A 21,200-nucleotide genomic window follows, 5' to 3' on the forward strand; every position below is an offset into this window, starting at 1 on the left:
AGATAAAGGGATATGATAAATCTAGCTTAAAAGCTTTTCTAGTAATCTATATTTATCCTGCTTGTCAGCTATCCCGGCATTTATGTTTCCAAGTTCTTTATGAATGATTTTATTTTCTTTAATCCCTACAGCTTGTCCGGAATATCCATTCATCAGCAGTTCGACTGCTGTAACTCCCATGTTACTTGCTAATACCCGATCAAATGCTGAAGGATTTCCCCCTCTTTGGATGAACCCTAATACGGTAGTTCTTACACTAATGTTCAACTTTTCTTCAATATATCGCTGTAAGTCTTGTAACTCATACATTCTTTCCGTTACAATCACGATGTTATCCTTTTTGCCATTACTCATTCTTAGACGTAATTTTGAGCATATGGTATTTACATCTAGCGGTTTTTCTGGGGTAGAGATGATTTCTCCGCCGCCTGCTAACGCAGAATACAAGGCTAGATCACCACAATATCTTCCCATCACTTCAACTATCGTTGTTTTATCATGAGAAAAATCTGTATCTTTAATTTTACCGATACACTCCAAAACGGTATTTAAAGTGGTATCAAATCCAATTGAATAGTCTGTAAAAGCTAAATCATTGTCAATTGTTCCAGGTATACCAACCACTTTAATCCCTAATTCGTGTAACTTTTCGGCTCCTTTTAAAGACCCTCCGCCACCAATAACAATCAAAGAATTTATGCCCTGGTTTTTTAATATCTCAACGGCCTTTTTTCTTCCTATTTCCTCCATGAATTCCATGGATCTTGACGTTTTTAATATCGTTCCACCTCTGTCAGCAATATCCTCTACCTCTAAAGGAGTTAATCGATGAATTTTACCTTCAAGTAAACCTTGGAATCCACACTGTATGCCCATTACTTCCAAATGATAGTGACTTGCGGCTTTTACTACTGCCCTGATAACGGCATTCATGCCCGGGGCATCTCCGCCACTTGTTAGGACACCTATTTTTGTCATGACCAATGCAACTCCTAAACAATTTAAAATTTTATTACCCTTTTCACCGTAAAGGTCAAGCGCTTTTATGGTGGTTTTTAGTGTCAAAATATTTAAGAGCAAAAACTTTAATTTGTATCATCTCTCCAATACCGATTGTATAAGTTTTTCATATGTTTAGTCATGACTTCCACTGCTTCTTTTTCGTTGTGTTCCTCAATCGATTTAATAAGTAATTGATGCTCTTTAAAATTAATGTCTCTATAATCTGGTCGGGTTACCGTTCGGTCTCGAATAAATTCCCACATTTCTTGTTGTTTCATTGCATTACTAATGGCTTTCATGATATTGATGATTAATTCATTATGAGTGGCCTTGGCAATACCGATGTGTAATTTCTCGTCTGTTTCTGGTACATAGACACCCTTCTTGGTTTCTAGCTCCATCACATTAATCGTCGCACGCAGCTCGTCGATGTCTTCATCCGTCGCCGCAAGGGCTGCAAGTTTTATAATAAGAGGCTCAAAATTCATTCTTACTTCAATAATATCCTCAGGGGATATCGAATTAAAGAAGATCGCTGACTCTGACAGATTGGGTGCAATTTGATCGCTTTTCACATAAACCCCTTCGCCTTGACGGGAATATATAATACCATTCAATTCTAATGCGCTTAGAGCCTGTCGAATTGGAACACGACTCACACCGAACTGTTCACAAAGCTCTCTTTCTGTAGGCAGTTTATCACCTTTTTTAAATGAACCTGATTGAATTTCGGAAAGGATTTGATGATAAATTTGGATATACAATTTCTTACTGGCCACTGGATTAAATATAATTACCATTACTCCTCTCCATTTTTTTCTTTTTTAAAAATAGACAGGCATCCCGACTGGAATGCCTGTACAGTAAGGATTTATTAATTAATCCATGTGTGAACCACCGTTAATATCAATTTCTTCTCCTGTAATATAAGACGCTTCTTCTGATACTAAGAAGGCAATTGTGGCGGCGATTTCTTTCGTCTCACCCGGTCTTCCCATAGGGATGCCGTCTACAACCTTCTTTGCCTCTTCTTCCGGAAGTGACTTCCAGATATCTGTATTAACAAGTCCTGGAGCCACACAGTTTACTGTGATTCCATCAAGTGCAACCTCGCGGGCAAGGTTTTTCGAAAATCCTAGGACAGCAGCCTTTGAAGCGGAATAGTGTGGTCCTCCAAATACTCCACCGCCACGTTTTGCGGAGACAGAGGAAAGACTAACGATTCGGCCATACTTTTGTTTTTTCATTGTCTCTAATACTGCTTGTGAGCATAGGAATAATCCAAACATGTTAACATTGAATACTCTTGTTATATCATCATATGTCATATCTTGAACTGTTACTTTTTGTGAAATTCCGGCATTGTTAACAAGAATATCAATCCTGCCAAATGTTTGAAGAGCCTTTTCGACCATGGCGTCATTCGATTCCTTGCTGGTTACATTTAATTCTACTCCTAATGCCTTTCCACCAGCTTCTGTAATCGCATCAACGGTATCCTGAATTCCATCCATGTTGAGATCAGCGACAACAACCGCTGCTCCTTGTTTGGCAAGGGTTAATGCAATAGTTCGTCCAATCCCTCTTTTTGAACCGCTTCCAGTTACAATCGCTACTCTATTATTTAATTCAAACATGTTTCTTCTCTCCTTCTCAATTCTTGCTTGGTTACTTCAGCAAATCCTTCGCTGTGTTTACAATATTTTCTATCGTAATACCATTAAGCTCTAACAATGTTTCGTATGGGGCAGACTGTCCGAATTGATCTTGAACCCCAATTCTTCTTACGGTTCCCTTTCCTTCTTCAGCCACTACTTCACAGACTGCGCTTCCAAGACCATTTAAAATATTATGGTCTTCAACGGTAATGATCTTGCCAATCGATAAACAGTCAACAACGGCTTCCCGATCTAGAGGTTTAATCGTATGCATATCTAATAGCTTGACAGAAAGTCCTTCTTTTTCTAATTGCTTTGCTGCTTCTAAGGCGAGATAAACGGTATCACCATTTGCAATAATCGCGATATCCTTTCCGTCCTTGATTTGCTTCGCTTTCCCGATTGTAAATTCCTCATCATCACTATATAGAACCGGTACTGTGTCTCTTGTAAAACGAAGGTATACAGGGCCATACATTTCTGCCGCTTGTTCTACTAATTTTCTCGTAGAATAATAGTCAGCACCCATAATGACCGTCATATTGGGGATCGTTCGTAAAACGCCCATGTCCTCAATACTTTGATGACTTGCTCCATCATTTGCTGGAGTAAGTCCTCCATGGGAACAAGCTATTTTTACATTTAGGTTCGGATAACAAATTTCTTGTCTAATCTGCTCCGCCATTCTTAACGAGCCAAATACTGCGTAAGTGCTTACAAAAGGGATTTTACCAGTTGTCGCAAGCCCTGCAGCTAATCCAGCACCATTTTGCTCAGCAATCCCAACATTCACATGTTGATTGGGGAATTGCTTTGCGAATTCCGTCGTCTTGCATGATTTACCGATATCAATATCCACTACATAAATATTTTTATTCTTTGCACCTAATCTTACAATTTCATCACCGAAGGCTTCTCTGGTAGCTTTTTTCGGTAAAACATCTTTTTCCATTATGCTCATTATTTTAACCCCCCAGCTACTTCTTCCAATGCATTGAAAAATTCAACATCATTTGGAGCAACACCATGCCAGCTAACTGAATGCTCCATAAAAGATACTCCCTTACCCTTAACTGTGTTAAGGACAATACATTTTGGTTTTGCATTGTTTGCTTCGCGGATATCATCTAATGTTTCGACAATCTCTTCCATCGAATGTCCATTGATTCTTCTTGTTTCAAATCCAAATGCTTGAAACTTCTTTTCTAAGTCCTGGTTTGGCATAATTTCTTCTGTTGTTCCATCAATTTGTAATCCATTATCATCAACAAATACAACCAAATTATCTAATTGATACTTAACGGCACTTTGTGCAGCTTCCCAAATTTGACCTTCTTGACACTCTCCATCACCTAACATGGCGAAAACCCGGTAATTCTTTGAATCTCTTTTGCCGCCCAGTGCCATTCCTACTGCACAAGAAAGTCCCTGTCCTAAAGACCCTGTAGAAATATCAATACCTGGACACCTTTTCATATCCGGATGTCCTTGGAATGGAGAACCATACTTTCTTAATGTGTAAATCGTGTCATACGGTACATATCCTCGTAAAGCTAATGCTGAATATTGAATTGGACAAACATGCCCTTTTGATAAAACAAACCGGTCACGATCTTCCCATTGAGGATTATTCGGATCAATGTTCATTTCCTTAAAATATAGTGCCGCTACTACATCTGCTGCAGATAAGGAACCACCCGGATGTCCAGATTGTGCTTCGTGAATCATCGTGAGAGCTGTGCTTCTCAATTCAATGGCCTTTTGCTTTAATTCTTCAATGCTGACATCTTTCATACCAGTCACCCCATTAGATTTTGATTATCATTTGCTGTTATCTTGTCTACTTGTATACTAAGTTAACTTATGAACTCAGTATAGCACCGATGAACGGATTGTCAACATGGTTTTTTAAAAAATTATCCATATAATCGAAACTTTTAAAAAAACCCTCGGATAACAAAAACATTGTTATCCGAAGGTTTCAGCCGGCAGCGGGATGAAGCTAAAGAAATGGTGATCTACATTTTTAACTGGACTTTTTCAATCCCTTTTCGACATTTACGTGTAGAGCCTTACCTGACTGTTTCACTAAGAAAACAACAATACAAGAGGCTACTATCATACTGATACCTAAGAAAATCATACTTGCATTAAATGATCCTGTTAGATCCTTAATATATCCGACAATATACGGTCCGAAGAATCCGCCAAGGTTCCCTATACTGTTGATCAGTGCAATGGCACCTCCAGCGGCAGCTCCAGTCAAAAATGATGGTGGAATAGCCCAGAATGGAGCGTATGCACCGAATGCACCGCATAGAGCGATGGTTAGAAATACAAATGATAAGACAATGCTTGTATTTGCAATATAGCTGCTTACGATCATGGCAATAGCACTGGTTGTCAAACATCCGGCAACATGCCAGCGTCGCTCGTTCTTTTTGTCAGAGTGGTTACTCACTAGAATCATCGTAACCATTGCGCAAACATACATTAACCCTAAAACCCAACCCATTGATTGCATACTAAGGGATGTTTTCTCTGTTAAACCTTTTGAAATGGTTGGTAAAAACATAACAATCCCGTAATAACCAACCATCCAGCAAAAATACCCGGCAGATAAGATGAGAACATCACGATCCTTCAAAGCTTGTAAGAAGGTATAGTGTTTTACTTCCTGTTTTTCAAGTTTCTCTTTTGTTGTAATATCAATTAACCATTTTTTCTCGTCTTTGTTTAACCATTTTACATCTTCAATTTTATCATCTAGATAGAAAAAGCAGATGATACCTAAAATAACAGCTGGAATTGCTTCCAAGATAAACAGCCATTGCCATCCTTCGAATCCTAACCAGTTGATTCCTAGTAAGAATGTGGAAAGTGGTGAGCCTAATGCATTAGCACCCGGTATAGCAATCATAAATCCTGCAATTGCCTTTGCATGATGCTTCGTTTGATAAAAACCGCTTAAATAAAATACCATACATGGATAAAAACTAGCTTCAGCAACCCCCAAAAGAAATCGCGCTGTATAAAACTGCATCGGAGTTTTGACGAAGGCCATAAAAATGGCAATGATTGCCCATGTAACCATGATTCTACTAATCCATTTTCTTGGTCCAATTTTCGTCATAATGGCACTGCCCGGGACTTCTAAAAGGAAATATCCAAGGAAAAAGATCCCTGCACCAAATCCAAAAACAGCGTTAGAAAAACCTAAATCTTGGTTCATTTGTAGTGCGGCAAATCCAATATTTACCCGATCAAGGATCGATATGGTAAAACATAAAAATAAAAACGGAATTAATCGTAACGTTACCTTTTTAGTGGTTGAACGTTCTAATTGAAGCATATCCAAAGTAACTCCTCCTTTAATTTCTCCCTAATAATTAACGTAACCCCTTACATTAAGCGTTTTCAAAAAACCTTTTTATTCTTTCAATATGATTAATAAAAAAGGAATAAATACATAGCTTTAAAGCTTCAAAAATATGGTACATTTTAAAATTTCAATAAGACCTTAACAACATTTTCTGATTTTTGATCAACCATGTTCATGGCATCCTTGACATCTTCAATTGGTACAATCTTTGATATAAACAAAGAGGTATCAAATGAATTAGCCGCTATTGCCTCCGCTGCAATCTCGAAATCATCTCTCACATACATGTTGGATCCGATTAATTGGATCTCCTTATTTTGAATATAAGATATATCAATTTCCGGTTTCTTTCCAAAAAGGGCAACTTCAGATACCTTCCCGCCCCTTTTGACTATCTTGAAGGAATCATTTAGCACAGATTGGACTCCAACAGCGATAAATACCGTGTCTACGCCTTCACCATCTGTTTCTTCCAATATTCTTTCAACTGCATCCTCATATGTTGTATTGATTGGAGAAGTGGCTCCCAGTTTCTTTGCAATATTTAAATTATACTCCAGAGCATCTGTTATGAAGATTTTGGTTGCACCTGAGTTTTTTGTGGCTACCAATAGTCCCAAACCTATCGGGCCTGCTCCCAGTATCGCTACTTTATCGCCCTGACCTATTCCAGCCTTTCTAACAGCATGGACACCAACAGCAAGGGGTTCGATTAAGGCACCCTGCTCATAGGATACATTATCTGGCAACTTTACAATGGTGTTTTCCGGAACAACAATAAATTCTCCGAAGGAACCAATCCATTCTTGTGTACCCAACACACTTTTTTCTTTACAAATATTATAATTTCCAGCTTGACATTGTTTGCAAACACCACAGCCATAATGAGGCTCCACAGTAATGCGATCACCCACCGAGACATCTTTGACCTCTGAACCTATTTCGACAACCACCCCGGCAAGCTCATGCCCTGATATGACTGGTGGAATTCGAAAAGGATGGGTTCCGTGGTAAGCATGAATTTCTGATCCGCATATTCCAGTTACGATCACCTGAATTTTAACTTCATTAGCATGCGTTATTACCGGTTCGCTAACCTCTTTTAATCCTATCGAAAATGGTTTTTCAATGACTGCTGCTCTCATAATTCACTCCTTTTATTTATTAATCATCACCACTTGTACTCTTGTTGACTTGTCTACTAAGTTGTTATGTTTTTAATATACTTTTCTAATTTTTATTTGTCAATGTGTTTTTTCAACAATCTAATAATTTAAAAGATGGCCCTCATCAAAAAAAAAAATTCCCCATCAATTTTAATGAGGAATGAAAAATATTAGGCCCTATAAACAATTGTTTATCTTTTAAACCTAGCAAAACCGTTTCATTTAATCCTTCCAATACCGATCATATAAGTTTTGCATATGGTTAGTCATGATTTCCACAGCTTCATCTTGGTTGTGATGCTCAATCGCATTGATGAGTAATTCATGTTCTTTAAAATTAACATCTCGATAATCTGGTCGTGTTACGGTACGGTCACGTATAAATTTCCACATTTCCTGTTGCTTCATTGCGTTTATAATAGCCGCCATGATGTTAATAAATAAATCATTATGTGAAGCTTTTGCAATACCACTATGTAATTTTTCGTCTGTTTCTGGTACATATACGCCGGCCTTCGTTTCTTCCTCCATCTGTTTGATGGTCGAACGAAGTTCCGCTATGTCTTCATCAGTTGCCCGCTGAGCCGCAAATTGTACAATAAGTGGTTCAATATTCATCCTTGCCTCAACGATATCTTCAGGGGATATCGAGTTAAAGAAAATGGCCGAATCAGAATGATCAGCAATAATCTTATTGCTTTTCACATAAACTCCCTCGCCCTGACGAGAATAAATCAAACCATTCATTTCCAAGGCGCTAAGAGCCTGTCGAATTGGAGCACGGCTGACACCAAACATTTCACATAGCTCTCTTTCGGCCGGCAATTTATCACCTATTTTAAATGAACCCGATTGGATTTCTGAAAGAATTTGATTATAAATTTGCATATACAACTTCTTGCTAGAAACTGGATTAAACTTAATAATAACCACCTCTTTTTTCATGCCTTATTTGTATCCTAAGTAAGTAATTAGACATGTATAATTATAAAGAAATTTTGTAAAAAGGGCAACAGAACCAGGAAATTCCGGATCAGAAATATCCCCTTTGATAGTTTTTGATGCAAAAGAAGCTTGCGCGTTAGCGCAAGCTCCGTTTTTTGAAGCAGGGGACGGCTCCCTCTGCCTCACCCCTGCCTCACCCTTTTAAACTTTCACCTTACTTCGAAGTGCTAGATTCGTTTCTATGTCCATACTTTTGCTGCAGCTCATCCTCGTTTATCGCCGTGCCATCCTTCTGCTGCTGCCGTTCTATATCACCCTGCATGGAAGTGCTATCCCTATATTTTTGCTGTAGGTCACTTTCACCTTGCGTGGAATTGTTATCTCCATTACCTTGCTTGTCCTCTTGCTGCATCTCTGGATCGCCATTCCTAGAAATGTCGTCTCCATACCGTTGCCCGTTTTGCTGCACATCACGCTCTTTTTCGTTCCTCTTCGAAAACGGTGCTTCCTTTTCCAACTTTTCTTCCATATCCTTCTGATCCGCAACATTTTTAGCCATGTTCATTTCCTCCTTTTTATTTTTCCAGATTGCTGTCTTTTATCCCAACGGGTATCGAACCTGCAACCACATATTTACACCACCCTCTTCCTGTTTAAGCTGGATTCTTAAGTTAGGTTAACTAGTTTGTAACCTTAATCATGTTGTACCACCGAATCACAAGTCTAAAACCTTTATTTAAAAAATGAACCTTTCTTCTTCCCCTTTAACAGGTCTCCTGTCCAGCCTTTGACTTTTAAATAGCCATAAAGCAGGAGTGTGGAGACGATGATGAGAATAATCGACAACCCATAGCCATGCCGCCATTCGAGTTCTGGCATATGCTTAAAATTCATGCCCCATAACGCCCCAAAGGCCATAACCGGTGTAAAAATCGTTGTAATCACCGTCAAGGTTTTCATAATTTCATTTCCGCGATGGGAGGAAATAACCTCCTCTAAATTAATAATCGAATCGAGCTCATGTTCATATTCATTCAGCAACACCATCGCCCGCTCAATCCGCTTGCCGGTGGAGAAAAAAATCTCCTCACTGCCGCCCCCATGAAGATTGACTTCCTCAATCGCCATTTGGACTTCATTGATCGGAATCAGGAGATTCTTGCATACCAAAAGTTCATGCCTGCGGGTATAGACAAGCTCAAGAATCCCCGTTTCATTGCGCTTTCGCACACTCCAAATCAATGTTTTCAGCGCCTTCTCAAACTGATCAATCTCCACTAACATCTCATTCATCAGCTCGCCAAGAAGTAGTAAAAAGCCATCGACGGCATTTTTCGTCTTCTCTAATTGCCATTCAAGCTCCTCCGAATCTAATTCTAGATTAATCGTCACCAGCTTATCCGCCGTCAAATAAAAGTGAAATATTTTACAATCCCGCTCCCTAGCAAAATGTTGTTTATAAATAAGCGACCCTTTAATGACCTTTTCCCCATTCTCTAAGCAGCCCACCCTTAGGAAATTGGTTTTATTCTCCTGAACCTGCTCCAGCCAGCCGTTCGTACAGTCGTCCTGCTCAATCGCCTGTTTGATGCGATCCAATTCAATCTTATGTAACTGCAAGTACTCCCACTTGTTTTCCCCCATCCACTTTTCCAATTACCTCTCCCCTTTTTACCCTTACATCCCCGAAATGGACGAAAACAAAACATGGAAAAATAGGTTTGATGTCAGGGTCGCTGGGGTATTTAAAGTGACAAGGAGGGATTATGATGAAACGAGTTTTAGGTACAGGCACCTTACTCGCTGTAGGAGTTGGTGCATCGGCAGCCATGTGGTTGTCCAATAAACCGAATCGCATCAAGGCGGAAAGTTTTTTAAGGGACTTAAAACGCAAAGTGAAACCGACTGTTTTTGAAAAAACCGAAGAGCTTCCGATTGAAAAAGGCGGTCACCCCCATCCACATGATTTAGAGGACAACAACATGGTCAGCGAGGGCGCGGGGTATTCCGTTCAATTTTATAATGAGAAAATGCAGTAAGGGTTGGGGCGCTAGTGCCCCAACTATTTTTAGTTAGAGGTGAAACTATGCTGCTCTTTTTATTGATTTATTCGGTGATTGTTTGGGCTGTTATCGAAATTTTTGTGATTCTATTTCGCTTAACGGGGCTGAAAGTGGAAGTTTCCCGGTTTCAGGTGATTTCGATGATGACCGGAACCGGCTTTACAACCGAAGAATCTGAACTAATCCTAGGGCATCCGGTTCGCCGCAAACTGGGCAGTTTTCTGATTCTATTTGGCGCCTTTTCCCTTGCCGTGATTATCTCTTCGATTAGCCAATTCCTCTCGAACGGCCTGCGGACGAAGGAAATTTTGTTGGCGGCTGCCGCTGTAATTGTCGTCTTTGCCGTGTTAAAACTGGACGTCGTTCAACGATTTTTAGCGCGGACTTTTAATCGAAAAATGAAACAACAAATCGAGCTTGCCGACATGCCAATAAGGGATGTCTTTTTAAAAAATAAAGACGATACACTCATTAATTTACATATTTATCAAGATTCTGAGCTTGTTAATCGTACCTTAAACGAAGCGGCCGCAGATCATGACGAGCTGGAGCTTGTCGCGTTGTTGATCATACGCGGCAAGGTCAGGATTGTTAAACATATCTATGACACCCCCATCCAGGAAGGCGATCAGATCTTGTTGTTTGGAATGAAAAAGGTCATTTCCAAAACATTTGCGCACGATCTTCAGCTAATGGAGGAAAATCACAAAAAACTGCAGCCGGCCTAGCCATGTATTCCTTTTTCAATAATTTGGCTTGTTTAAAAAAATTTAAAGTGTATTGGCCAAAGAAGTCATTGTATACATTTATAATAGCGAATGAGTAAGTTGCTAGTATCCTAATATCCCTTGTTGGAGGTGACTTATGGGGAAGGAAATCGATTTAATTGATTCTGGATTCGAAATCGGTGTTTATACTTTTGGGGAACTGCTTAGCGATCCTGATACTGGTCAATTTATAAGTGCAAAACAACGTATAAATGAAATTGTAGAGGCAGCTAAGCTGGCAGATGATGCGGGACTTGATGTGTTTGGGATTGGCGAGCACCATCGTTTAGATTTTGCTGTATCATCACCACAGGTTTTATTAGCGGCGATTGCTCAAGTTACTAGCAAAATTAAGTTAATCAGCGCAACTACTATTTTAAGTACACAAGATCCAGTCCGATTATTCGAGGACTTTGCAACATTAGATATCATTTCAAATGGTCGTGCTGAAATCGTAGCAGGAAGAGGGGCGTTTTTGGAATCATTCCCACTGTTCGGCTATAGTTTGGATAACTATGATCAGTTATTCAAAGAGAATATAGAACTATTATTAAAACTAAACGAAAATGAGCGAATTACCTGGAAAGGTCATTTCCGCTCAGAGCTTAAGGACGCGGCGATTGCTCCCCGACCCATTCAACAGAGAATCCCCGTTTGGATTGGTGTTGGAAGTTCACAAGAAAGTGCAGAACGGGCAGGCAGGCTGGGGCAAGGGTTAATGTTAGCGGTGCTAGGTGGAGACCCTGTCTATTTTAAGTCACTCGTTGAAGCCTATCGATGTGAAGGATTAAAGGCAGGACACATTCCGGCAAGTCTTAAGGTGGCTGTTTGTTCACATGGAAATCTTAGTAAAATATCGCATCAGGCCAAGAAAGAATTCTATCCTTATTATACTAATTATTTCAAATATTTTATGAAAAATGGGATGCTATATCCTATTTCTGAAGCTGATTTTGAGCAAATGGCTAGTCCAAATAACAGCTTGTTCATCGGGAGCCCGCAAGAAATTATCGAAAAAATTCTCCGTCAATATGAATTGTTTGGACATCAGCGCTTTCTAGCTCAAATTGACATTGGTGGTTTACCTTTTAATAAGGTTGCTAAAAACATAGAGCTATTAGCAACTGAGGTAGCTCCGGTGGTTCGAAAGGAAATTAAAAAAAGAAGCTAAAAAGGGATACATTGTAATGAAACAAAATAACAATAAACGAACCAAAAGCGATGGCAGCGATGTCATCGCTTTTTAAGGGGTTCATTTGCCCATTTTCTCCTTATTAGCGCAATGCAAAGGAGTAAAATCGGAATGAGCAGTTGAACGGTTAAGAAATAAAAGGGCACAGTTGTCCCCATTCCTCGAATCATGTCCTCGAACGAGGGGATTGACCAGAACGAAAATAGAATAATTAAAAAACCAATTGGTAATACAAACGGTTTATAACTGGGCAGTGTCAGCCATTGTGAAGTACCAATCACAAGCATATAAAAAAAGGCGGACAGCTGGACGAAACCACCAAGAACCCAAACGGCGATGACGATTGACTCAATATGTTCAAAAAAGGAACCGATACTGATATATCTTGCCGCCTCAAATACGGGGAAATGGATGTTGGAAATAATTCCGCCAAATAAAAAAAGATTGCCAAGATTAATAAATACCATTGTCAACACACTGGCAATGACCGAAAGCATTCCCCATTTCATGACCTTTTCTTGTTTCCTTAAAAAAGGAATGAGGAACGACAGCAATGAAAATTGACTTAACCAGGCGTGTGGTGCAAGGGAACCTTTAATAGAGGGCATCACCCCGTCTTGCATGATGGGAAATATATTTTTTACATTCAAGTCAGGAATGAGAAAAACATAAATCAGGATGTAGAGAGCCAAAACAATCGGCAAAAAAATCATCGCACATCGGCCAATCGTTTCAATGCCCCCATGAACAGCAATCGCGCAAGAAAGGGCAATACTTCCGGTAACAAAAATGATCGGTGTTTTATGCAAAAAAGCACTTTCAATGAACTCACCGTATTCCCTAAAGGCAATCGCAGTATCGTTTAATAGAAAAAATAAGAAAATGAACGCCATGATTTTGCCAATGGTCCTGCCTAGAATCAGTTCACCATATTCGATTAGCGTTTTCCCCGGAAAAAGCCTAGAGAGCTTTACAATGATCATGACGATCAGAAATCCGCTCAAAGAACCCCATATGGGGGACAGCCATAAATCACGCTTTGCATGCTGTGCCGTGACATATGGAATGTACAGAATGGCCGTAGTGACAACTGTTGCATACATAATAAGGGTTACTTCCAAGTAAGAAATTTTTCCTTTTTCAATCATATTTGTTCATTCCTTTTCTAAAAGGAGTCTGTTACCAAAATGCCCCAAATGACTTAAAGATGAAATCAATTAGTTGCCCGGGCCCTGGCATTTCTGGAAAAATAACAAGTAAAACAGCAAGAATCCAGTTAACCAGCATCAACGATAAAAAGGCCATTTTTACTTTTTTCTCACTTTTCTTCAACGTCGGCCATTGGGACAAAAAGATTAGCACTAGTAAAATGGTTAACCCTAGGATCCCTCCCATCTTCATCGTTCTACACCTGTTTTACGTTTTTCCGTAGCCAAACCGGTTCTACTGATATTTACCTTCGTTCCAAATGATATGGCGACTTTTGGGAAGATTTCATCCCACTTATCTTCCTTTTGTTTCCATATTTGTGGATATTCCCTCTGAAATTCATCAGCAAAACCGAAGATATCCGCATGTAATTCTTTCTTTACAATCGAAAAAGCTAACCGCTCTCTTTGTTCAATTTCAAGACCAACCTTCTGCTCGGCTTTTTTTCTTACCTTTGGATCGAATAAATTGAGTGTTGTCGTATTTTGAATGACTTCCAAATCTACATTTGATTTCATGTGCATGCCCCATTTGCCGTTCTTTATCGTGGGGATCAATTCACTATGGCTTCTTAATAGATTTAGGGAAATGTAGCCTGGTTCGTTTTTAAAAGAAATCGTAATCACACCTGATTGGATCTCATTTTTTGGCCAAAGAATCCCCCTGGTTTGTTTATCATCTAATCTTCCTACCATTTTTCCTTCCTTAAAAATAGCGGCCCCATTAATGATGGGAATGGCTTTTTTTGAATCCATCATGGACGGGTCCAGGTTTTCGACCCAAGGAAGTACGGCCGCATCGGATGCACCTGATAACATCTGCGATAAATCCTTCACCGTTACTTTCACCCCTATATGTGTTTTAACCATTTTGCGAAGTTGTTTTGAGGTGTATCTTTCCAATTCAGGCATTGCCTCCAAAACCGTCTTGGATCTTCCTTTCGACACAAAGACGTCGGCACGTATACGAGGTTCCGAGTGCCTGATCCAAAAATCAATGTGGTCGCTGATTCCTTCCTTTGCTAATGTTTCACCAATAATGAGCACCTCGTTTTGCCCCCAGAAAATTTCTCTAGTGAGTTCTTCCTGGAGTCGTGCCATCGCATCCGCAATGGTTTCCCCTTCAGCTGACCTGACGAATGACTGGCCGGTGCTGCCCCCGCTAGACATCCCGGATTGTTGTCCGCCTTGGGGGGCGCGCGGGATAAATATTTGGGCTGAGAGTTCGATATTATTTTTTTTACCTTTATCAATACCTGCTGCCAAAATGAGGGCTAAATCATTTACTTCGGCTCGATCCCAACATCCTGTTAGGAAAAATGAAGTTAAGCATAATATGAGGATGAACTTAACAGATCGAATCAACCAACTCAACTTCCGTCGCCACCTTTGCTTGGATCAGGCTTTTGGTTACTGGACTCACGCCTTAAGTCACTCGTATCTTGTGAAAAAAAGTCGGGACGAGTATCCATTGCCCACCACGGAGCCCGAATCAGGACATCCTTCAAATTGTGAGCCTTGAGCGGCGCAGCCGAATTGAAATAGGGTACACCAAAGGATTTTAGCGTACACAAATGGGCGACAATCGCGGTAATTCCGAGCATAACGCCTAATAATCCTAACATTCCCGCTAAAATCATGATGGGAAAGCGCAGGATTCGAACCGATATGCCGGTCGCATATCTTGGCATTAAAAACGAGGCGACTCCCGTAATGGCTACCACCATGACCATCGGTGATGACACCAGTCCCGCCGCAGTCGCGGCTTGTCCAATGACCAGGGCGCCGACAATACTAACAGCAGATCCCACTTGTTTTGGCAGCCTCACTCCTGCTTCACGCAGCGCCTCAAACGTGATTTCCATAATAAACGCTTCAATCAATGCCGGAAAAGGAATTTGTTCACGGCTTTCAGCGATTGTTAAGAGCAGCGAGGTGGGAAGCATTTCTTGATGATACGTTAAAATCGCCACATACGCTGATGGTGCAAGCAAAGCGATGAAAAAGAATAGATAGCGCAGCCAACGGATAAAGGTACTGATGTAAAACGGATTATAATAATCTTCTGGTGCCTGTAAGAGAGTGGCAAACGTACATGGTGCAATGAGGCTGATAGGGGTGCCGTCGACCAAGATCACAACACGTCCTTCCAAAAGGCAGGCTGCCGCAACATCCGGACGTTCCGTTGTTAACACTTGTGCGAAAGGAGAATACGGGTAATCAACGATCATTTCCTCAATATATCCGCTTTCTAAAATACCATCCATCTTGATGCGCTCAATTCTGCTGGTAACCTCATCAACGAGAGTGATGTCGGCGATTCCTTCTATATAAGAAATGATGATTTGGGTTTCTGTATAACGGCCAATTGTCATTGGTTTCATTTTTAATAAGGGATGACGAATTTTCCTGCGTAAAAGGGAGGTGTTGACTCTTACTGTTTCAATAAACCCTTCTCTAGGGCCGCGAATGACTGATTCCGCGTCTGGTTCCATAATACTGCGCTTTTCCCACTTGGGCAGCCCAATAGAAATTCCCTTTGTTTGTTTTTCAATCAGAATAATCGGGTTACCCATTGAAATTTGTTGAAAGACATCCACAATATAGTAAATTTCCTTTAAATCAGAAACTGCTATTTCCTTTTTCGTATGTTCAACTATGGCACCGCCAGCATCGCTTTTCATCTGTAAAAGCGGCCTTAGCACCTGTTGGTCGATCTCTTCAGTATTCGACAGACCATCAATGTAAAGAAGAATGGCATCGACACTGCCGCCGATACTAAATTCACGAAATACCACATCGGAGCAATCTTTATAGGCTGATTTTAGTAGGTCGATATTTTTATTTAACTCCGGATCTAAAGGGATTTCCGGCAATGCATTCAACGACTCATTCATTTGTAAGCTTGGAAATTTCCTTCTCTCTTTTCGAATCCCCATAAATTTCATCAACTGGTTCCCCTTGGTATGGATTTACGACTATTGTTTGCACATCCAAGGATGATTATGCGATTGTTTCAAGGCGTTGGGAAATTTATACACCAATCGGCGCTCTACCGAACGAAGATCATGTATGGATAAGGTATCAAGGTTTAGTAATATTAATGACTGTATGTAGAAATCAAGTAGGTGAACTTTAGATAAAAATAAAATGGACTAAACAGGCCTTAGAAGGTTTTAACAATATTCAAAGTCAGCATTTTTCCCAAAATAGATAAGCTAGACAAGATATGTCATATAATGAAATGTCTTGTCTAGCTTATTTTATTACCTTAAAAAAAATGCCATCATTTATGGTACGGTTCAGCGTTATGTATCTGAATGAGGTTTAGCAATTTTGGTTTAGTAGGTAGAATCTTTAAGAAACCCTAAATTGAGTTGACTGCTCGAAGGATTCCACCATATCCTGTACAGCGACATAGGTTACCGGACAGTCCTTCTAGTATTTGTTCTTGTGTTGGATGTGGATGCTTTTCTAAAAGTGCTTTTATAGCTAAAATCATCCCGGGAGTACAATATCCGCATTGGAAGCCGCCTTCCTCGATCAAAGCCCTCTGAATCGGATCGAGATTTTCTTCCCCAAGCCCTTCAATCGTTAAGATTTCTACCTCATTTAATTGGAAAGCCCTTAATAAACAAGAATTCACTATTTGGCCATTCTTTAAAACTGTACAAGCTCCGCAGCGGCCAATACCGCAAGAAACTTTGGTTCCTGTCAAACTAAGGTGATCTCGAAGAATATCATTCAGACTGCACAATGGAGGAATATGAAGCTTCACATGTTGATGATTTACTTTAAACTGAACCTCAATGTTCATATCCATTTTCCTCTCTCCTTTTCCACTGCCTGTAAAATTCCCTCACGTGAAACAGGAATTCGATTACACCAATAACCGATTGCATCATGAATTGCTTTTACGATCGCAGGGGCAACAGCTACCGTTCCAATTTCTCCAATCCCCTTTGGACCGAATGAATCTCCAGGCTGTAATGTTTCAATTGCATACACATTCATTTCAGGTGGAATATCACAAATGGTAGGAATTAAGTAAGTGTCAAAATTCTCTGTCGTGTACTCTCCTTTTTCCATTTGGCAGTCTTCCATAAGTGAGTAACCAATCGACATCACTCCACTACCCTCAATTTGGCCAAGATAACCCATTGGACTAATGACCGGACCTGCAGCGATCGCCTGGTCTAACCCAAGAACCATAACTTTCCCAGTTAGTAAATCTACTTCAACTCCTGCCGCAACTGCAGCAAAAGAAAAAAGGTAACGCCCTTTTTGTTTAACATCATTTGATTGTGGATATGGGAATTCAACTAATACCTCTATAGGTTCATTTAATTGATTTCCTAAATCGCTATAAGAAAGAACAAGCCGTGAATCACTCCATATTCCACCTGGACCTAAATACATCTGATGTTTCGGAACACCGATCAATTGTGATACATGCTGCAGAATGTGGCTTTGAAATGATTCTTTCATCTTTTCAATGGCTAGCCATATCATCGTCGTTGCCCGAGAGGCCGTTGTCGAACCAGAATGGGGAACTAGATCCGTGTCACCAATCACGACTTTTAGATCATCACTTCCACAATTGAAGGCATTCATTAGTAATGTTTCAATGACAGATAAAATCCCCTGCCCTACTTCTTCGCCACCAAACGCACCTATGATTTTACCATCCTTGCCGATTGAAAGACGTCCTGCTCCTTGATCAGGTATCCCGCTGCCTAAACCGGAGCCGAGCATCGTAATAGCAATACCCACACCCCTACGTTTCCATTTATCAGATACAACCTTTGTCATTCGCAAAATGTTAGATTGTTTAATGGCATTCAACGTCTCTTTTGCTCCATCAGATGGTATGATTGTTTGATCAAGTGGTCCACAATCGTCCATAGACCTAATATTTTTTTCACGTAACTCAATCGGATCCATGTTAAGTTTTTCTGCTAATCGATCAAGCTGCCCTTCGAGTGCAAAAACTGCTTGATTGCTTCCAAAACCTCTAAACTCTCCGGATATACCATTATTTGTATAGACAGATACTCCTTCAATATCAATGTTCGGAATCCGATATGGTCCAACAGCGTTTTCAACTGCATTCTCCAATACTGACACTCCTAACGTTGCATAAGCTCCAGTATCAGCAATAATATAGACTTCATGCGCGAAAATATTTCCTTTTCTATCTGCTCCTGTTTTCATGGTAATACGCATCGGATGACGCTTGAGTCCTGCTCGTATCGACTCATTCCGATTTTGATGGATTTTTACAGGCAATCCTGTATAAAGTGCCAGTAATGCCCCATATGGCTGAACATTTAATTCATCTTTTCCACCAAATGACCCGCCCATCGGACTCGAAACAACCCGTATTTTATTTTCTTTCATATTAAGAATTCGTGAAAGCTGAAAACGATCAAAGTATCCATGCTGCGTTCCCATATAAACGGTAATTCCACCATCCTTATTAGGAACAACCACTCCGCCTTCAGTTTCCATATAAGCATGGATCTGCCTTGGAGTATCATACGTTTCTTCAATAATGATCTCACAATTATTAAAGCCTTCTTCTATATTTCCTTTTTTAAAGGAGGATCGATGAAGGATATTTCCCTTTTCGTGAATTTTGAGAGCTGATGATAGTATCGATTGCTCGGGATCATCGACAACGGATAGAACTTCATACTCAACCTTAATTAACTGTAAGGCTTTCTCTGCTATCTCTTTTGATTCTGCAGCAACAGCCGCAACAGCATCGCCTATAAACCGAACCTTATCATAACAAAAAACGGGTTGGTCCGGTTCGAGTATTCCAAACCCATTTAGCCCTGGTATGTCCTTATAAGTTAAAACTCCATGGACACCCTTTAGTTTTTTGGCTTCGTCTATATGGATGAATTTGATCCTTGCATGGGGATATTGACTGCGCAAAATTTTTCCAAACAACATATTTGGAAACGATAAATCTGTGAGATACTTTAGAGACCCTGTTACCTTTTCTACTCCGTCAGGTCTAACACGCCAGTTTTCACCAGTTGAATCACGATTGAGATACAAGGCAATCCCCCCTTAATATAATGCATCTGTTAAACCGGCAATTAGCAGGTTGGCAGCTATTAATTTACGATAGTGAGAGGAAGTATAGCGGTCAGTATGAGGCTGAAATTCTTGTAATATTTGTGCATGTGCTCTTTGACATAATTCTTCAGTTAGAACTTTTCCTTTTAATTGGCCTTCACAAATTAATAAACGTTTAGGGGCCATGTCTCCGCCCCCAACCGCAAGACGAGCTTGTTCAACTTCATTTTTGTCGTTCACTAAGAGAGCACCAGCTATAGTCAAAAGGGAAAGTGTAAAGGCTTCACGTCGGCCTATTTTTTTATAAAAAGTTTTATTAGAGGAATTAGCGGATTTCTGTAAGTGAATTTCGGTTATTATTTTATCCGAGGGATTCTGATTTAAGAAATTTATTAACTCGTCGGTTATATACTGCTTTCCATCAAACGAAGTAATCTTGGCATCCAACACCAAAAGGGCAGGAATAAGGTCTCCATAACCACAGGCTATGTTCCCACCAATCGTACCTTGATTGCGTACCGCTGGTGAACCCACATTTCTGGCCGCTTCTGCTAATATGGGCCAGTATCTGTGAATATCTGGGCTGCTTCGGCAAGCTGCCAAGGAAGCGAAAGCACTAATGTTTAATGAATGATCGGAAGACATCTTCACCTTTGGCAAATCTTCAATTCTTCCCAAATGAATTAAATGGTTAGGCACAGCCTCCCCTAATTCCCAACGAAGCTGAACCCATGTTCCTCCAGAGATATACATAGCATTTGTACCTAGTTTTTGTTTTAATTCCCATGCTTCTTCGATTTGTTTGGGAGTCCAAACCTTAGGTGAAACAGTTATTTTAGCATTTTCCTTCAACTCTACATCACCTCGCCCTTTTCATAAATTAGTGGATGAACAGAAATTTCCTTTAACCTAAAATATTATTCAATTAGGAAAAAAGAACAATTACTTACCCAGATGCTTAAATCTCTGTTTAATAATCAACAAAAAAACTAGCTTGTCAATCAAAGCTAGTGGGACGATTAAATCTGAATCCTGCAACTGCGGCAACATGACAAATGCAATATCTGCACTACCCATCGAGAGATCGATTGCGGAGTAAAAATTCAGTTACTTTTTAAAAAGTGCAATGTTTCTCTCAATGTAGTTTGAGCTAATTCTTCATTATATTTAGAAGAGTATGGATCACTAAATCCGTGTTCACCTTTACATAAATGTACATCTATATTCGGTCTATCTAAAGTTGAAACTAATTTATCAACTTGAAATGACTTTTCCACATTTGGAAAAAATAACAACACTGGACATTTCGGATCTATATTTTCATAGTCTCTAATACGCGAACCATAGTATCCAACGATGCCATCAACACATTCTTCCTCACTGCACAACCAAGCAATCGTCGCCCCTACACTAAATCCAATAATAAATATTTTTGAATACGTTTCTTGCATATTTAATAAAATATTTTTTACTTTATGTAATCCGTTTTTGAAACCTACATGTTCCGTGAAATGATGGTAAGCCTTTACCTCATGAGAATAATCAAAAGATACTTCTTGTTCTAATAAATTGGGACAAATGACATCAAAATTTTGTGCTGAAAGTAATTCACATAAATCCACCATATGTTGGTTAATTCCATATATTTCATGAATGACAATTATTAATTTATCGGACTTTTTGTTTATTTTAAGCACCCTATTTACCCCTTAAATGATTTCGCATTG

Annotated in this window: 21 protein-coding genes; 3 read left to right on the forward strand and 18 right to left on the reverse strand. The window is 39.8% G+C overall.

The window, feature by feature from the left end; translation table 11 throughout:
• Nucleotides 1-21: 21 nt before the first annotated feature.
• The 10 genes from pfkA to BABA_RS15325 all read right to left on the reverse strand — a co-directional run bounded on the left by pfkA (nucleotide 22) and on the right by BABA_RS15325 (nucleotide 9,809).
• On the reverse strand, nucleotides 22-978 hold the full coding sequence (gene pfkA, locus BABA_RS15280) for a 6-phosphofructokinase (RefSeq protein ID WP_040346572.1): 957 nt from the start codon (nucleotides 976-978) through the stop codon (nucleotides 22-24).
• 107 nt (nucleotides 979-1,085) lie between these two features.
• The gene (locus BABA_RS15285) at nucleotides 1,086-1,802 is read right to left on the reverse strand and encodes a FadR/GntR family transcriptional regulator (protein WP_007086109.1); all 717 of its coding nucleotides are present in this window, start codon (nucleotides 1,800-1,802) and stop codon (nucleotides 1,086-1,088) included.
• Between the two features lie 78 nt (nucleotides 1,803-1,880).
• Entirely contained in the window at nucleotides 1,881-2,639 is a 759-nt protein-coding gene (locus BABA_RS15290; RefSeq protein ID WP_007086110.1) for an SDR family NAD(P)-dependent oxidoreductase, read from the reverse strand.
• Between the two features lie 31 nt (nucleotides 2,640-2,670).
• Nucleotides 2,671-3,621, reverse strand: a complete 951-nt coding sequence (locus tag BABA_RS15295) for a transketolase family protein (RefSeq protein WP_007086111.1) — start codon at nucleotides 3,619-3,621, stop codon at nucleotides 2,671-2,673.
• Nucleotides 3,621-4,454 carry a transketolase gene (locus BABA_RS15300; RefSeq protein WP_007086112.1) on the reverse strand — a complete coding sequence of 278 codons (834 nt, stop codon included), beginning with the start codon at nucleotides 4,452-4,454 and terminating at the stop codon, nucleotides 3,621-3,623. Before BABA_RS15300 ends, BABA_RS15295 begins: the two co-directional genes overlap by 1 nt.
• Nucleotides 4,455-4,686: 232 nt before the next feature.
• The gene (locus BABA_RS15305; RefSeq protein ID WP_007086113.1) at nucleotides 4,687-6,018 is read right to left on the reverse strand and encodes an MFS transporter; all 1,332 of its coding nucleotides are present in this window, start codon (nucleotides 6,016-6,018) and stop codon (nucleotides 4,687-4,689) included.
• Between the two features lie 143 nt (nucleotides 6,019-6,161).
• Nucleotides 6,162-7,187, reverse strand: a complete 1,026-nt coding sequence (locus BABA_RS15310; RefSeq protein ID WP_007086114.1) for a zinc-dependent alcohol dehydrogenase — start codon at nucleotides 7,185-7,187, stop codon at nucleotides 6,162-6,164.
• Between the two features lie 243 nt (nucleotides 7,188-7,430).
• On the reverse strand, nucleotides 7,431-8,153 hold the full coding sequence (locus BABA_RS15315; protein WP_007086115.1) for a FadR/GntR family transcriptional regulator: 723 nt from the start codon (nucleotides 8,151-8,153) through the stop codon (nucleotides 7,431-7,433).
• A 214-nt stretch (nucleotides 8,154-8,367) separates the two neighbouring features.
• The gene (locus tag BABA_RS15320; protein WP_007086116.1) at nucleotides 8,368-8,712 is read right to left on the reverse strand and encodes a hypothetical protein; all 345 of its coding nucleotides are present in this window, start codon (nucleotides 8,710-8,712) and stop codon (nucleotides 8,368-8,370) included.
• Between the two features lie 173 nt (nucleotides 8,713-8,885).
• Nucleotides 8,886-9,809 (reverse strand): magnesium transporter CorA family protein, encoded by a 924-nt coding sequence (locus tag BABA_RS15325; RefSeq protein WP_007086117.1) that lies wholly within the window; start codon nucleotides 9,807-9,809, stop codon nucleotides 8,886-8,888.
• Between the two features lie 113 nt (nucleotides 9,810-9,922).
• On the opposite strand from BABA_RS15325, the gene BABA_RS15330 reads away from it, so the two are divergent.
• From BABA_RS15330 to BABA_RS15340, 3 genes are all read left to right on the forward strand, one after another.
• Nucleotides 9,923-10,192 (forward strand): hypothetical protein, encoded by a 270-nt coding sequence (locus tag BABA_RS15330; RefSeq protein WP_007086118.1) that lies wholly within the window; start codon nucleotides 9,923-9,925, stop codon nucleotides 10,190-10,192.
• A gap of 47 nt (nucleotides 10,193-10,239) precedes the next feature.
• Nucleotides 10,240-10,944, forward strand: a complete 705-nt coding sequence (locus BABA_RS15335) for a hypothetical protein (protein WP_007086119.1) — start codon at nucleotides 10,240-10,242, stop codon at nucleotides 10,942-10,944.
• A 136-nt stretch (nucleotides 10,945-11,080) separates the two neighbouring features.
• Complete coding sequence (locus BABA_RS15340) at nucleotides 11,081-12,154, forward strand: LLM class flavin-dependent oxidoreductase (protein WP_007086120.1); 1,074 nt, start codon at nucleotides 11,081-11,083, stop codon at nucleotides 12,152-12,154.
• Between the two features lie 62 nt (nucleotides 12,155-12,216).
• On the opposite strand, the gene BABA_RS15345 is transcribed toward BABA_RS15340, so the two are convergent.
• The 8 genes from BABA_RS15345 to BABA_RS15380 form a co-directional block, all read right to left on the reverse strand.
• Nucleotides 12,217-13,323, reverse strand: a complete 1,107-nt coding sequence (locus BABA_RS15345) for a GerAB/ArcD/ProY family transporter (protein WP_007086121.1) — start codon at nucleotides 13,321-13,323, stop codon at nucleotides 12,217-12,219.
• Between the two features lie 31 nt (nucleotides 13,324-13,354).
• Entirely contained in the window at nucleotides 13,355-13,576 is a 222-nt protein-coding gene (locus BABA_RS15350) for a hypothetical protein (protein WP_007086122.1), read from the reverse strand.
• The gene (locus BABA_RS15355) at nucleotides 13,573-14,757 is read right to left on the reverse strand and encodes a Ger(x)C family spore germination protein (RefSeq protein WP_007086123.1); all 1,185 of its coding nucleotides are present in this window, start codon (nucleotides 14,755-14,757) and stop codon (nucleotides 13,573-13,575) included. The genes BABA_RS15350 and BABA_RS15355 overlap by 4 nt, the downstream gene beginning before the upstream one ends.
• Nucleotides 14,754-16,331 carry a spore germination protein gene (locus BABA_RS15360; RefSeq protein ID WP_007086124.1) on the reverse strand — a complete coding sequence of 526 codons (1,578 nt, stop codon included), beginning with the start codon at nucleotides 16,329-16,331 and terminating at the stop codon, nucleotides 14,754-14,756. The genes BABA_RS15355 and BABA_RS15360 overlap by 4 nt, the downstream gene beginning before the upstream one ends.
• A gap of 419 nt (nucleotides 16,332-16,750) precedes the next feature.
• Complete coding sequence (locus BABA_RS15365) at nucleotides 16,751-17,206, reverse strand: (2Fe-2S)-binding protein (protein ID WP_007086125.1); 456 nt, start codon at nucleotides 17,204-17,206, stop codon at nucleotides 16,751-16,753.
• Nucleotides 17,197-19,452 carry a xanthine dehydrogenase subunit D gene (gene pucD / locus BABA_RS15370; RefSeq protein WP_007086126.1) on the reverse strand — a complete coding sequence of 752 codons (2,256 nt, stop codon included), beginning with the start codon at nucleotides 19,450-19,452 and terminating at the stop codon, nucleotides 17,197-17,199. Before pucD ends, BABA_RS15365 begins: the two co-directional genes overlap by 10 nt.
• A gap of 12 nt (nucleotides 19,453-19,464) precedes the next feature.
• Nucleotides 19,465-20,325, reverse strand: coding sequence for an FAD binding domain-containing protein (locus BABA_RS15375; protein ID WP_007086127.1), 861 nt, complete (start codon nucleotides 20,323-20,325; stop codon nucleotides 19,465-19,467).
• A gap of 251 nt (nucleotides 20,326-20,576) precedes the next feature.
• Nucleotides 20,577-21,170 (reverse strand): dienelactone hydrolase family protein, encoded by a 594-nt coding sequence (locus BABA_RS15380; RefSeq protein WP_007086128.1) that lies wholly within the window; start codon nucleotides 21,168-21,170, stop codon nucleotides 20,577-20,579.
• Nucleotides 21,171-21,200: the final 30 nt, after the last annotated feature.

Source organism: Neobacillus bataviensis LMG 21833 (assembly GCF_000307875.1).
Classification (GTDB): domain Bacteria; phylum Bacillota; class Bacilli; order Bacillales; family Cytobacillaceae; genus Neobacillus; species Neobacillus bataviensis.

Bases quoted from the DNA above. Each gene is read 5' to 3' on its own strand.
- pfkA (WP_040346572.1), bottom strand. From the start codon at position 978: ATGACAAAAATAGGTGTCCTAACAAGTGGCGGAGATGCCCCGGGCATG.
- BABA_RS15285 (WP_007086109.1), bottom strand. From the start codon at position 1,802: ATGGTAATTATATTTAATCCAGTGGCCAGTAAGAAATTGTATATCCAA.
- BABA_RS15290 (WP_007086110.1), bottom strand. From the start codon at position 2,639: ATGTTTGAATTAAATAATAGAGTAGCGATTGTAACTGGAAGCGGTTCA.
- BABA_RS15295 (WP_007086111.1), bottom strand. From the start codon at position 3,621: ATGAGCATAATGGAAAAAGATGTTTTACCGAAAAAAGCTACCAGAGAA.
- BABA_RS15300 (WP_007086112.1), bottom strand. From the start codon at position 4,454: ATGAAAGATGTCAGCATTGAAGAATTAAAGCAAAAGGCCATTGAATTG.
- BABA_RS15310 (WP_007086114.1), bottom strand. From the start codon at position 7,187: ATGAGAGCAGCAGTCATTGAAAAACCATTTTCGATAGGATTAAAAGAG.
- BABA_RS15315 (WP_007086115.1), bottom strand. From the start codon at position 8,153: ATGAAAAAAGAGGTGGTTATTATTAAGTTTAATCCAGTTTCTAGCAAG.
- BABA_RS15320 (WP_007086116.1), bottom strand. From the start codon at position 8,712: ATGGCTAAAAATGTTGCGGATCAGAAGGATATGGAAGAAAAGTTGGAA.
- BABA_RS15330 (WP_007086118.1), top strand. From the start codon at position 9,923: ATGAAACGAGTTTTAGGTACAGGCACCTTACTCGCTGTAGGAGTTGGT.
- BABA_RS15335 (WP_007086119.1), top strand. From the start codon at position 10,240: ATGCTGCTCTTTTTATTGATTTATTCGGTGATTGTTTGGGCTGTTATC.
- BABA_RS15340 (WP_007086120.1), top strand. From the start codon at position 11,081: ATGGGGAAGGAAATCGATTTAATTGATTCTGGATTCGAAATCGGTGTT.
- BABA_RS15345 (WP_007086121.1), bottom strand. From the start codon at position 13,323: ATGATTGAAAAAGGAAAAATTTCTTACTTGGAAGTAACCCTTATTATG.
- BABA_RS15350 (WP_007086122.1), bottom strand. From the start codon at position 13,576: ATGAAGATGGGAGGGATCCTAGGGTTAACCATTTTACTAGTGCTAATC.
- BABA_RS15360 (WP_007086124.1), bottom strand. From the start codon at position 16,331: ATGAAATTTATGGGGATTCGAAAAGAGAGAAGGAAATTTCCAAGCTTA.
- BABA_RS15365 (WP_007086125.1), bottom strand. From the start codon at position 17,206: ATGGATATGAACATTGAGGTTCAGTTTAAAGTAAATCATCAACATGTG.